General features: G+C 62.1%; 8 protein-coding genes. 7 read left to right on the top strand and 1 reads right to left on the bottom strand.

All coding sequences use genetic code 11. The features are described 5' to 3' along the window. Positions 1 to 195: 195 nt before the first annotated feature. From ABD002_RS14185 to ABD002_RS14170, 4 genes are all read left to right on the top strand, one after another. Positions 196 to 729 carry a Dps family protein gene (locus ABD002_RS14185; protein WP_343792234.1) on the top strand — a complete coding sequence of 178 codons (534 nt, stop codon included), beginning with the start codon at positions 196 to 198 and terminating at the stop codon, positions 727 to 729. 490 nt (positions 730 to 1,219) lie between these two features. After that, positions 1,220 to 1,942, top strand: a complete 723-nt coding sequence (locus ABD002_RS14180) for an HAD family hydrolase (protein ID WP_343792232.1) — start codon at positions 1,220 to 1,222, stop codon at positions 1,940 to 1,942. A gap of 16 nt (positions 1,943 to 1,958) precedes the next feature. Further along, positions 1,959 to 3,302: a DUF5690 family protein gene (locus ABD002_RS14175; protein WP_343792230.1), complete on the top strand. Its 1,344-nt coding sequence runs from the start codon at positions 1,959 to 1,961 to the stop codon at positions 3,300 to 3,302. Continuing rightward, positions 3,299 to 4,459 (top strand): TIGR03364 family FAD-dependent oxidoreductase, encoded by a 1,161-nt coding sequence (locus ABD002_RS14170; protein WP_343792228.1) that lies wholly within the window; start codon positions 3,299 to 3,301, stop codon positions 4,457 to 4,459. Before ABD002_RS14175 ends, ABD002_RS14170 begins: the two co-directional genes overlap by 4 nt. A gap of 14 nt (positions 4,460 to 4,473) precedes the next feature. Here the strand turns inward: ABD002_RS14170 and phnF are convergent, their stop codons facing one another. Then, entirely contained in the window at positions 4,474 to 5,220 is a 747-nt protein-coding gene (phnF, locus tag ABD002_RS14165; RefSeq protein WP_343792226.1) for a phosphonate metabolism transcriptional regulator PhnF, read from the bottom strand. 78 nt (positions 5,221 to 5,298) lie between these two features. On the opposite strand from phnF, the gene ABD002_RS14160 reads away from it, so the two are divergent. From ABD002_RS14160 to ABD002_RS14150, 3 genes are all read left to right on the top strand, one after another. Continuing rightward, positions 5,299 to 6,474: an alpha-D-ribose 1-methylphosphonate 5-triphosphate diphosphatase gene (locus tag ABD002_RS14160; RefSeq protein WP_343792223.1), complete on the top strand. Its 1,176-nt coding sequence runs from the start codon at positions 5,299 to 5,301 to the stop codon at positions 6,472 to 6,474. 186 nt (positions 6,475 to 6,660) lie between these two features. After that, positions 6,661 to 8,955, top strand: a complete 2,295-nt coding sequence (locus ABD002_RS14155; RefSeq protein WP_343792221.1) for a TonB-dependent receptor — start codon at positions 6,661 to 6,663, stop codon at positions 8,953 to 8,955. A gap of 439 nt (positions 8,956 to 9,394) precedes the next feature. Continuing rightward, on the top strand, positions 9,395 to 12,007 hold the full coding sequence (locus ABD002_RS14150) for an alkaline phosphatase family protein (RefSeq protein ID WP_343792219.1): 2,613 nt from the start codon (positions 9,395 to 9,397) through the stop codon (positions 12,005 to 12,007). Positions 12,008 to 12,037: the final 30 nt, after the last annotated feature.

The raw sequence follows: 12,037 nt of genomic DNA, 5'->3' as shown, positions 1-12,037 counted from the left end.
GCAACAATTCGCTCGGGCTGTGGTGCGGAAGCAACTGCCGGCGGGTCAGGAAGTGCGTTGCGCACGAAAAGCCAAGGCGAATTGCATCGCCAGCCGCGGGCGTGGGAGGGGTAGGGCGCCGAGCCGAAACGATCGGCTTTTTCACGATGCGTTCGAGGCGTAGTCTCTGGACGCGTCACATCCCGAGGAACGACCATGGCCAAGCAGAGTGCAAGCAAGACGGATGATCTCAAGCGCCGGCAGGAAGCGCCGCTGATCACGCCAACGGACCTGAAACCCAAGGCGACGCGGGACATCGCCGGCGGCATGAATGCGATCCTCGCGGATGTCTTCGCGTTGTACCTGAAGACCAAGAATTTCCACTGGCACATGAGCGGGCCGCATTTCCGCGATTACCACCTGCTGCTGGACGAGCAGGCGGACCAGCTCTATGCGATGACCGATCCGATCGCCGAACGCATCCGCAAGGTCGGCGGCGCGACGCTGCGCTCGATCGGTCAGATCGCCCGCATGCAGCGGGTGAAGGACAACGACGCCGAGTATGTCGATCCGCTGGACATGCTGGCCGAGTTGCGCGAGGACAACAAGATGCTCGCCGCGCGCCTGCGCGAAGTGCATGACGTCTGCGACGTGCATCGCGACATCGCGACGGCCAGCCTGATCGAAAACTGGATCGACGAGACCGAGCGGCGCACGTGGTTCCTGTTCGAAGCGGGTCGCCGAGGTTAGCCCGTCAGAGGGCTGGATGACGCATAACATCCTCGATCAGGCGCCCGGTTTTCACCGGCTCGGGCGCCACCTTCAATTACTCGTCGCTGAGCGGCCCTCCGCCGCCTGCAACGAACTGCGTTCGATGCGATACGGCCGAGGCGACGCGCGGTTTACGCGTAGCTCAAAGTCGAGGAGGCTGCCCGAGCGGTTTAGTAATGCCTTTCTCGGACGCGCGAGTTCGGTAGCTAGCTCTGCGAAGAGCAGGCTTCGGGCAAACAGATGGCGCGAACTCGCGCCGTAGGCGGACGGGCGATCGGTCGTGGCGGTCGCATTGGACGACGACGCCACAACGATTGGCCTCTACCTTCAGCATCGCCGGGATGTCGTATTTCATGGCCAGGAATACGCCTCGCAAATGGGTGTTCACGACCCTGTCCCACTCCTGAGTAACGGACGGAGCTGCTGGCGTTCGCCTTAGACAAGTCCCATCGATTGTCGCGATCTTGTCATGGTGATGCTCTTTGCCGGGGCCAATATGTCCCGGCATATGGGAAACAGCATGAATTACAAGATGGTCGTGTTCGACATGGCCGGGACCACGGTGCGCGACCCGGGCCTGGTCGCACGTGCCTTGGTCGGGGCGCTGGCAGACGATGGTTGTGCAGTGGACGAAGCCGCCGCTCAGCCGTTGATGGGCTACAAAAAGCCCGAGGCAATCCGGCGCCTTCTGCTTGCGCAGGAGCAGCGCGCCGACGCTGATCGAGTGGAACGCATTCATGGTGATTTCGTAACGCGCATGCTGCGTTGCTATCAGGAAAGCGATGAAGTCGCGCCGATGGCCGACGCGCAAGCGGTATTCGCCGAACTGCGCAGGAGCGGGATGCGCGTGGCACTGAACACCGCGTTTTCGCGCTCTATCGCTGACGCGATTGTGGAGCGCTTCGGCTGGTTGCGAGCCGGCGTGATCGACGATCTGATCGCGACCGACGAAGTGCCCGCTGGTCGCCCCGAACCCCACATGATCCGCACGCTGATGGCACGGCAAGGCCTGACCGACGCGCGCAGCGTCGTAAAGGTCGGCGACACCGAAGTCGATATTCGCGAGGGCCGCAACGCCGGCGCCGGTCTTGTCGTCGCGGTGACGACCGGCGCGTTTACGCGCCAGGCGCTCCTGCCTTTCGAGCCGGATCACATCATAGATCGCCTGCAGGACTTGCCGGGTTTGCTGTAAGCCCAGGCGCATCGTGATGATTGCTCAAGACGCCGTCTCGCCGTGCGCCGCCGCGCCTGCCGTCTCGTACGCATCATGGCGCAGTCGCCTGTTTGCCAGCGTGCTCGCTGGCGGCGCGGCGATGGCGGCCTATCTGTGCATGTATGCGTTTCGCCGGCCGTTCGCGGCAGCCACGTTCACCGGCCAGCACGTTCTCGGCCTCGACTACAAGGCGTGGTTGGTCATCGCGCAGATATTTGGCTACATGTGCAGCAAGTTTCTCGGCATTCGCGTGATTTCCGGGCTCAAGCGCGTGGGCCGCGCGCGCTTCCTGCTGCTGCTGATCGGCGCAGCAGCGCTCGCGCTTCTTGGCTTCGCACTGACACCATCGCCGTGGAACATCGCGTTCCTGTTCCTGAATGGCTTGCCGCTGGGTCTGGTCTGGGGCGTGTTGTTCAGTTATCTCGAGGGGCGGCGCTCGACCGAGTTGATGGGCGCGATGATGGCTTCGAGCATGATCTTCGCGTCGGGCATTGTGAAAACCGCTGGCCGCTATTTCCTCGCTTTGGGCGTCAGCGAATACTGGATGCCTGTGCTCACCGGCGTTGCGTTCGTGCCGTTGTTGCTGGCGTGTCTTGTCGTGCTGGAACGGATGCCGCAGCCGGATGCGGCTGATAGGGGTCTGCGCGGCGCGCGCGTACCTATGTCGGCCGCCGATCGGCGCCGTTTCGCGACGCGTTTTCTGCCTGGTATCGCGTTGATGGTCTTCTGTTATGCGGCTTTGACCATCGTGCGGGATTTTCGCGACAGTTTCGAAATCGAGCTGTTCACCGAGTTGGGTTACGGCAATCGCATCGCATTGTTTGCGCAGGTCGAGACACCCATCGCCTTTCTGTTGCTCTTGTGCACCGCCGGCTTGGTGATGGTGCGGGAGAATTTGCGCGCGCTCATGCTCGTGCACGCGATGATGTTCACCGGCGTGATACTCGCTGGATGCGCGACGCTCGCGTTTCGTGCCGGCACGCTTCCTCCGCTGTGGTGGCTCGGTTTGGTCGGCTTCGGCTTGTATCTTGCCTATGTGCCGTTCACTTGCGCGTTCGAGGAACGCATGGTGGCCACGTTCAAAGGTTCGGGTAACGTCGGCTTCATGATGTACGTGTGCGACGCTTTCGGATATCTGGGAAGCATCGCCGTGGTCCTTGTCCGCGAGAGTGGCTGGCTGCATGTGTCATGGACAGGGTTTCTTGCCTACTGCGTACTCGGTCTTGCCTTGCTGGGTGCGGTCAGCGTCGCGTGCTCGGCCATGTATTTCTACGCCAAGGCGCGCCACGAATCCGGCGCGCCGCTGGTTTCCGCTCCAGCCATCGCAGGTGCCAAGTGAAGAAAGAATCCGTCATCGTGATCGGCGCAGGCATCGTCGGTCTCGCCATCGCGCGCGCGCTGGCTGTACGTGGCAATGAAGTGACCGTGCTCGAACGGCATGAACGTGCAGTCGGTGCGTCGATTCGCAACTTCGGCATGGTCTGGCCAATCGGAGTGCCGAATGGCGCGCCCTACGAGCGAGCGCTGCGGACGCGCAACATCTGGCTCGAATTGCTGGCGGGAGCGCGCCTCTGGCACGACCGCTGCGGCTCTCTGCACGTTGCGTATGCGGACGACGAATGGGCGGTTCTCGAACAATACGCGACGGCGAATCATGGAGTTCGCCCGTGCCGGTTGCTGACGCGCGAGGCCGCGCTCGCCATGTCACCGGCGCTGGTTGCCGACGGTTTACGCGGTGCGCTATTCAATACCGACGAGATGGTGATCGATCCGCGCGAAGTGATTGCATCGCTGCCGGGGTATCTCGGAGAACGCCACGGCGTGCGTTTCCACTGGCGCACGCCGGTTACATCGGTGACACAAGGCGTGGCTTACTCCGGAACGCGCAGGTTCCAGGCGGACCGCATTTTTGTCTGCAACGGCCCGGAGTTCGAGCAGCTCTATCCCGACCTGTTCGCTGCCGCGCCGCTCACGCGCTGCAAATTGCAGATGCTGCGCCTCGCCGCGCAGCCCGAAGGGTTCCGTATAGGGCCCGCATTGTGCGGTGGGCTGTCGCTGGTGCACTACGCCGGTTTTGAGGCTGCGGCCGACATCGCTCAGTTACGCGCGCGCTATCAAGCCGAGCATGGCGACCTGCTCGATCTCGGCATCCACGTGATGGCAGCGCAGAACGGCCGCGGTGAGATCACGCTCGGCGATTCGCATGCCTATGCACACACCCATGATCCGTTCGACGAGCACGCGATCAACGCGAAGGTGCTCGACTATCTCGCACGCTTCGCACGATTCCCCGATCCGCGCATAGCGCAGAGCTGGCACGGCATCTATCCGAAATTGACCGATGGCAGCAGCGAGTTCGTCGTCGAAGCCGAGCCCGGCGTGACGATCGTCAACGCCATCGGTGGCGGCGGACTCGGCATGACCTTGTCGCTGGGTCTTGCCGATGAAGTGGTCGCCGGAGCCTATCGATCGACGCGGTCGCTCGCAACGGCCTGAGCAGGCTCCGCCCTTCAATCGTCGGTCGTCAGCACCAGTTGCACGCGTTCGCCGGCGAAACGCGTGAGGCCGTATTGCACCGGCACGCCTTGCGTGTCGACGTTGAGCGATTCCACGACCAATACCGGCCGCCGGGCAGCTTGGCCGAGCACGCGTGCGGTCGCTTCGCCGGGAAGGCTGGCCGACACTTTGGTATAGCGTCGGAAATAGTCGGTTATGCCGAACTCGGCGAGCGTGCGCGTGACCGAGCGCGTGCGCAGGAACACCTGATCGAGTTTCGCAAAACGCTTCAGTGGAAAGTACGCTTCGCAATGATCAAGGACTTTGCCCTCCGCACAAGCCGCAGATTCGGTCCGCCAGGCGCATTCGCCGGGGAGCAGGGCGAGCGCCTTGGCGATGCGCGGGGGCGGCGTGACGATGCCGGTGGCCAGCACGTCGTTGCCACCCTCGACATTGAGCCGGGACATGTTCTGGGTGAAACGCGTGCGGCGGCCGATTGGATAGTCGTAGGACTCCTCGCACACGAAACTGCCGCGACCCAATTCCGTGCGCAGCAGACCGCGCTGTTCCAGCGCGGCGAGCGCGCGGCGTACGGTATGGCGATTCGCGCCCAGATCCCGAGCCAGTGCCAATGCCGAAGGCAATCGCTCACCGCGGCGCAGCTCGCCCGCCTGGATGCGCTTCAGCAGGTCGTGCTCGATCTGACGCCAGAGCGGCTGGCTGGCGTTGCGCATCTGCACTTTGGCTACCCGTATTGTCATGAGTCTTCCATCGGCAGTTGCTAGAAGTGATGCGAATTACATAAGCAGAGCAGCATTGCCGCTCTTGATTGCAGTCCCATGACCGTTCTTGCCCCTCCCATTGCGCAGGCCGAACAAGCTGTTCGTCTAACCAATGCGCGACTTATCCTGCCCGATGCCGTCGTACATGGCGCGCTACGCATACGCGCCGGCCATATAGAAGCTATCGAACGCCGAAGCGATGCGCCCGGCGCGACATACGACTGCGCAGGCGACTATGTGCTGCCGGGTTTGATCGAGCTGCACACCGACAATCTGGAAAAACATCTGATGCCCCGCGCCGGAGTGCTCTGGCCGGGACTGTCGGCGGTACTGAGCCACGATGCGCAATTGATCGCCGCAGGCATCACTACGGCGCTGGCTGCGGTAACGCTGGGCGATCTCGAAGAGGGCAGTGTGCGCAGTGCAACGCTGACCGATACGGTCGCGGCGCTCGATCGCGCTTCCGTGGAAGGCTTGTTGCGAGCTGAACACTACCTGCATCTACGCTGCGAGCTTGCATATCCGTACTTGCCTGCGCTGCTGGGGCCGCTTGTGTCGCACGCACGCGTGCGCTTGCTATCGGTGATGGATCACACGCCGGGCCAACGCCAGTATCGCGACAGCGAACAGTATCGCCGTTTCTACGCGCGCAGCGGCATTACCTGGGACGATGCCGAGTTCATCAAGCTCATCGCGGCGCGCGTCGAACAACAAAGCCGCTATCGCAACAATCATCTGGCTGATGTGCTTGCGCTGGTGCGCCAGCACCGGCTCGTGCTCGCCAGCCACGACGATGCCGAGCCCGAACATGTGATCGAGGCGCTGCAGATCGGCGCCTCCATCGCTGAATTCCCGACGACGCGAGGTGCCGCGCACGCTGCGCGCGCAGCCGGCCTCGCGGTCGTCGCTGGAGCGCCGAACCTGATACGCGGCGGCTCGCATGCAGGCAATGTGGCCGCGCTGGAACTCGCTCAGGCCAATTGCCTCGACATCCTTTCGTCCGATTACGTGCCTGCCAGTTTGTTGCATGGCGCTTTCCTTCTGCACGAATCCGTAGGTTGGGACCTTCCGCGTGCGGTTGCTGCCGTGACCCGTACGCCGGCGCGTGCGCTCGGCTTCGATGATCGCGGCGGGATCGTCGTGGGCCAGCGTGCCGATCTCGTGCGAGTACGCATGACGGGCAGTCTCCCCGTCGTGCAAGCCGTCTGGGTGCGCGGCGCTCGCATGTATTAGGCGCCCGCCAACGACCGCCGGGCGCAGGTCTTTCACGGTCCGCAGTAGACAACCCACCCGCGCAGTCCATCACCTGCCGCTGCCGCGTAACTCGCCCTCTGTTCAATGCGCGCCACGCAAGCGTGCGTTCGGGACTGCCATGGAGGGCCCGCACGCGCTGACTACGCATCTACTACGAGTACGACAATGAATCTGCTACGCACCCCGCTCTACCTGGCCCTGCTCGGATTCGCAGCGACCCCTGCGTTTGCCGATCCCCTCGGCAACAACGATATTGCACAACCCGACGCCGCGGCGTCCAACGCAAACACGGCACCCGCTGCCGATGCCAGTCCAGACACAAGCGCCCTCGGGACGATCTCGGTCGTTGGCCAAAGCGAAACGCGGCAAGTACAACGTGTCGACAAAGCGCAGATCGAACGGTACACGCCGGGCACGAGCCCGATCCAGATACTGGGAACACTGCCGGGCGTGCACTTCGTCTCCGACGATCCGTTCGGAACGGACGAGTGGTCGCAGCGCATTACCATCCGCGGTTTCGACCATACCCAGCTCGGCTACACGCTGGATGGAATCCCGCTGGGCAATACCGACTACCACACGGGCGACGGACTCACCACGACGCGCGCCTGGATCCCGGAGAACCTTGGCGAGCTGACGCTTGCGCAGGGGTCCGGGGGACTCGGCACCGCATCGACCAGCAACCTCGGCGGTACGGTCGAGTTGCATACCGACAACCCCAGTGCCGTGGCGGGCGTGCGCGTCAACGTCACCGGCGGCTCGGACAATTTCCGCCGCGTTTTCGTGCGCGGCGACTCCGGCGATCTCAACGGCTTCAGCGGCTACCTGGCCGCCATGCTCACAAATGCCGACAAATGGAAAGGAGACGACAGCCAGACGCAGAAACAGATCAACGGCAAATTCGTCTACGCCTGGAACGGCGGCAGCCTCACCGGAATCCTCGACGTGGTACGCCGCATCGAGCAGCCGTATATCGACATGTCGATCGATACCCTGCATCGCTGTGGCTACAACTTCGACTACCTCGCTCCCGATTGGCAGCGCTCGGTCGCGATCGCGAACGGCAACTACTCGGGCTGCATCACGAATCCAGACGATACCTACTACAACGGCAACGGCATCCGCCACGATGAACTCGGCTCGCTCAAGGGCGAATTCAATCTCAGCGACAACCTGAGCTTGAGCGTGCAGCCGTATTTTCATCACGATCTCGGCCAGGGCCATTGGTTCGCGCCAATTTCGGATCTTCCGTACAGCCCAGCGCCCGGTGAAGAGCCGATCGCTCTTCGGTTGTCGCACTATCTGATGCAGCGCGGGGGCCTGATTTCGTCGTTGAACTACGACATCGGCATGCACCACATCCAGGGTGGCTTCTGGTTCGAGAACAGCGAATACACCATCGCGCGCAGCTTCCAGCCGATACCGATACCGGGGCCGATCGATCAGGACGCCATTTACGATACCTACTACCACGTCAAGTTTCGTCAGCGCTTCACCACGCTCACGCGACAGTGGTATTTGCAAGACAGCTTGAGCTTCCTGGACGATAACCTCAAAGTCGATGCCGGCTTCAAGGGTCACAACGTCAACACCAATGCGGTGGCGTTGGTGCCGGGACGCGCCGCCGGTGCGCTGGCTGCTGAAAGTGCGTTCCTGCCGCAGCTCGGCCTCAACTACAGACTTGGCGGCGGCTTCGAGACATTCGCGTCGCTGGCGGTCAATCAGAATGCGTTCGAGCCGGGCGCGAACGGCGCCTGGTCGTCGAGCCAAGCGACTTTCGACGGGTTGAAGAACTCGCTCAAGCCCGAGCGCTCGACTACGACCGAGGCGGGCTTGCGCTACGTGACGCCGGAGATACAGTCATCGCTCGCGCTGTACAACGTCGATTTCAAGGACCGCCTGCTCGTCATCGTGCCCTGCGCCGGCGTGGTCAGTTGTCCCAACCAGATCGCAAACGTTGGCCGCGTCAACGCGCGCGGCGCCGAGTTCACGCTGCAGTGGCAGCCGACCGAGAACTTGCGCTGGTTCAACTCCGCGACGTTCAACGATTCGACGTACCGCGATAGCTACTCCGATGGCGGCGTGCTCGTTCCCACCAAAGGCAAGACAGTGGTCGATGCACCGAAGCAGATGTTCGCGAGCGATGTTTCCTATCGCTACGGCGACTTTCGCGCGAACCTCGGCACAAAATATACCGGTGCGCGCTACTACACGTACGTGAACGACCAGCGCATTCCGGGTTTCTGGTTGTGGAATGCAGGACTGTCGTGGGAGCCCAGGAATGTCGGCTGGACGAAGAACTTGAAGGTGTCGCTGGCGATCAGCAATCTGCTGAACAAGAAGTACATTGCCACGATCGACAGCAATGGTTTCACCAGTAGCGATCCGGCTGGCACGTTTGACACCTTGTTGGTCGGCGCTCCTCGCCAGGCATTCTTGACTGTCGACCTGTCGTTTTGATGAGTGGTCGGCGATGCGGACGCCTGGTATCAGGCGTCCGCTCCAACGCGTAGCCCTGCACGCGAGCAACTTCCCGCAGTCGGCCCAACCTCAATTCCAGCGCCAGCGATTCACTCCACGCGTTGGTTGATCGTCTGAGCCAGTGGGTCTATTCGACCTCATCCAAGGGTGAGCGAAAACGTCACCGCCACGCGATGACGCAGCGAGCAATTCGCTACGTCGATCTATTCGGTGCGCCACGAAAGCCGAACGCGTTAGACAGGTTCGTGCGTCTGGCTACTCGCTGCAACGGGCGTGCAGCCGCACCTACATTCGACTGACCTCATCCAGGTATGGAATCCCTGGGTGAGGTATCTGATCACATACTCGCATCGGCACAGTGTGGCCGGTGCGTCGTTGCGATGGTGCCTCTTCCACCCACCTTTCCGGAGACAGCACCATGCGTCAATTCGCGAGCGCCATGCGTTGCAGTTCCATGCTGCTATTGACCGCCATTGGAGCGGCTACGCAGTCTCAAGCATCCACCGTTCCACGTCCCGACCACGTGGTCGTCGTCATGATGGAAAACAAGGACTACGCGGACATCGTCGGTAATGCCGACCCGAATACCGGCGCGCCGTTCATCAATGCGCTGCTGCCGATCGCTGCCAGCTTCACCGACTCGCATGGCGTGCAGCATCCGAGCGAACCCAACTACATGGAACTCTTTTCCGGAAGTGCCCAGGGCATCGTCGCGAATGAGACGCCGGCCAATCTTCCGCTCACGGTACCCAACCTCGGCGCGCAACTGTTTGGTGCTGGCGATACGTTTATCCAGTACGCAGAGGGTCTGCCCAGCGATGGTTTCGGCGGCACGGCGGAGGGCGGATATTCCAGTCCGTACGGCACCTACTATCCGAGCGAAAACGTTGCGGTCTGGTGGACCAGCACGGCTACACCCCAGCCGGCCAACACGATGCCGCCTTCAGTCATGCATACGATGCAGGACTTTCCGTCGGACTACAGCCAGCTACCGACCGTCTCTTTCGTACACGCGACCGAAGACGACAACATGCACAACGACGGAGTGCATCACGGCGACAATTGGCTGCGTTTGCACATGTCCGGCTATGCGCAGTGGGCGATGACGCACAGGAGTTTGTTGATCCTCACCTGGGATGAATCGAGAGGAGACGCGCCGGATACCAATCACATCGCGACATTGTTCATCGGGCCAATGGTCACGCCAGGAAACTACGCGGAGACTATCAATCACTACAATGTGCTGCGCACGCTCGAGGACATGTACGGTCTCGGCCATGCCGGCGCCGCGGCGAGCGCTGCACCGATCACGGACATCTGGAATACCGCAGCCCCGCAGCCCATCGCCTCCCTGGACAGTCCGGGCAATCTGACGAGCGCGATGGCCGGCACTGTCACGTTGAGCGCCAGCGTCATCGCCAACGGACACAGCATCAACAAGGTGCAGTTCTACAACGGCGCAAGCTTGCTCGGCGAAGCGACGCAGGCGCCGTATACCTTCACCTGGAACAACGCACCCGCGGGTAACGATACGTTGAGCGTCAAAGCCCTGTACGACGGCGGCAACGTCGTCAGCTCGGCTCCCGTGTATGTCGCGCGGACCAATCCGATCGTACCGGTGGATACGACGGGTTTGGTGACATATCTCAACCTCGACAACAACCTCACTGCCCAGGCCGGCACCGTGAGCGCCAACGTGCTCGGCGGCACGGCGCGCTATGTCGCCGGCAAGTTCGGCGCGGCCGCCAGTTTCAGTAACAACGGCTACAGCAGCAGCGGCCCGAGTGATTGGGCCGCCTCGCTCGGCAATCTCGACAGCGTGTATGCCGGCGATTTCACGCTGTCGCTCTGGGTGCGCACAACCTCATCGACGGACGCCGCGATTTTCGGCAACAAGGATTGGACCAGTGGCAGCTATCCCGGTTGGGTGATTGCGACGACGCCGAACAAGGCGATCAACTGGAATACGGCTGGCGGCACGCGTCACGACGTGGCCCTTTCGATCTCCGACGGCAACTGGCACCTGGTCTCTGTGACGTTCAGCCGCACGCAAAATCAGGTCATTGCCTATCTGGATGGAGCAACTAAAAACACCAGCACGCTCGGCGCAACGGGATCCGTCTCGCTGAGTGCGAACTACAACACACTGATAGGCGGTAGTGGCAACGGTACGTATTCGGCGACCGCCGATGTCGACGATCTGGCAATTTGGTCGCGCGTGCTCAGCGCCAGCGAGATATCGAACATCTATCAGGGCGGCCAAGCGGGGGAGTCGCTGCTGCTTGTCGGCCAGTCGAGTGGCGCCCCGACAGCGAATTTCGGCTTCGTCGCCAGTGGCCTGTCGGTCAACTTCACCGACAAGTCCACCGACAGCGGCGGCACGATTTCCGCGCATGCGTGGACCTTCGGCGACGGCGGCACTTCCGCCGCGGCCAGCCCGAGCCACTCCTATGCGGCGCCAGGCACCTTTAGCGTGACCGAGACGGTCACAGACAGCGCCAGCGGAAGGACCAACTCAGCAACCAAGGTGGTGGCAGTCTCCGGTAGCGGTGGTCCGCGCCAGCTGCTGGGCAACACGGGCTTTGAGAGCGGGTCATCACCCTGGACGGGCACGACGAGCGATATCTGTACTGCGACGAGTTGTGGTAGCGGACAGTATCCGCATACTGGCAGCTATTTTGCTTGGCTCGACGGGTATGGCAGCGCAGCCATCGACACGCTATCGCAGCAGGTGTCGATTCCGACGGGCAAAACGACTACAACGCTTTCGTATTGGCTGCACGTCGACAGCAGCAAGACCGGAACCGTACAAGACACACTGACGGTGCAAGTGCTCGATACGTCGGGCACGGTACTCGGAACGGCGGCGACCTTCTCGAACCTCGATGTGGTGTCCGGATACATCGAGCACACGGCGAGTCTCGCTGCCTATATTGGCCAGACGGTGACGATCAAGTTCACCGGCACAGAGAGTTCGTCCTCGGGGAACACAACCTTCGCCCTCGATGACGTCACTCTGACTGTCCAGTAGATAAGGCTCGTAGAGAGCCTTCGATCAGGC

Source organism: Dokdonella soli (assembly GCF_039523175.1).
GTDB classification, from domain to species: Bacteria; Pseudomonadota; Gammaproteobacteria; order Xanthomonadales; family Rhodanobacteraceae; genus Dokdonella_A; species Dokdonella_A soli.
The sequence above is the reverse complement of the archived record's forward strand: the minus strand, read 5'-3'. Positions and strand labels throughout refer to the sequence as shown.

What these genes read in the sequence shown, in the direction of transcription:
- ABD002_RS14185 (WP_343792234.1), top strand. Translation starts at nt 196, where the DNA reads ATGGCCAAGCAGAGTGCAAGCAAGACGGATGATCTCAAGCGCCGGCAG.
- ABD002_RS14180 (WP_343792232.1), top strand. Translation starts at nt 1,220, where the DNA reads ATGGTGATGCTCTTTGCCGGGGCCAATATGTCCCGGCATATGGGAAAC.
- ABD002_RS14175 (WP_343792230.1), top strand. Translation starts at nt 1,959, where the DNA reads ATGATTGCTCAAGACGCCGTCTCGCCGTGCGCCGCCGCGCCTGCCGTC.
- phnF (WP_343792226.1), bottom strand. Translation starts at nt 5,220, where the DNA reads ATGACAATACGGGTAGCCAAAGTGCAGATGCGCAACGCCAGCCAGCCG.
- ABD002_RS14160 (WP_343792223.1), top strand. Translation starts at nt 5,299, where the DNA reads ATGACCGTTCTTGCCCCTCCCATTGCGCAGGCCGAACAAGCTGTTCGT.
- ABD002_RS14155 (WP_343792221.1), top strand. Translation starts at nt 6,661, where the DNA reads ATGAATCTGCTACGCACCCCGCTCTACCTGGCCCTGCTCGGATTCGCA.
- ABD002_RS14150 (WP_343792219.1), top strand. Translation starts at nt 9,395, where the DNA reads ATGCGTCAATTCGCGAGCGCCATGCGTTGCAGTTCCATGCTGCTATTG.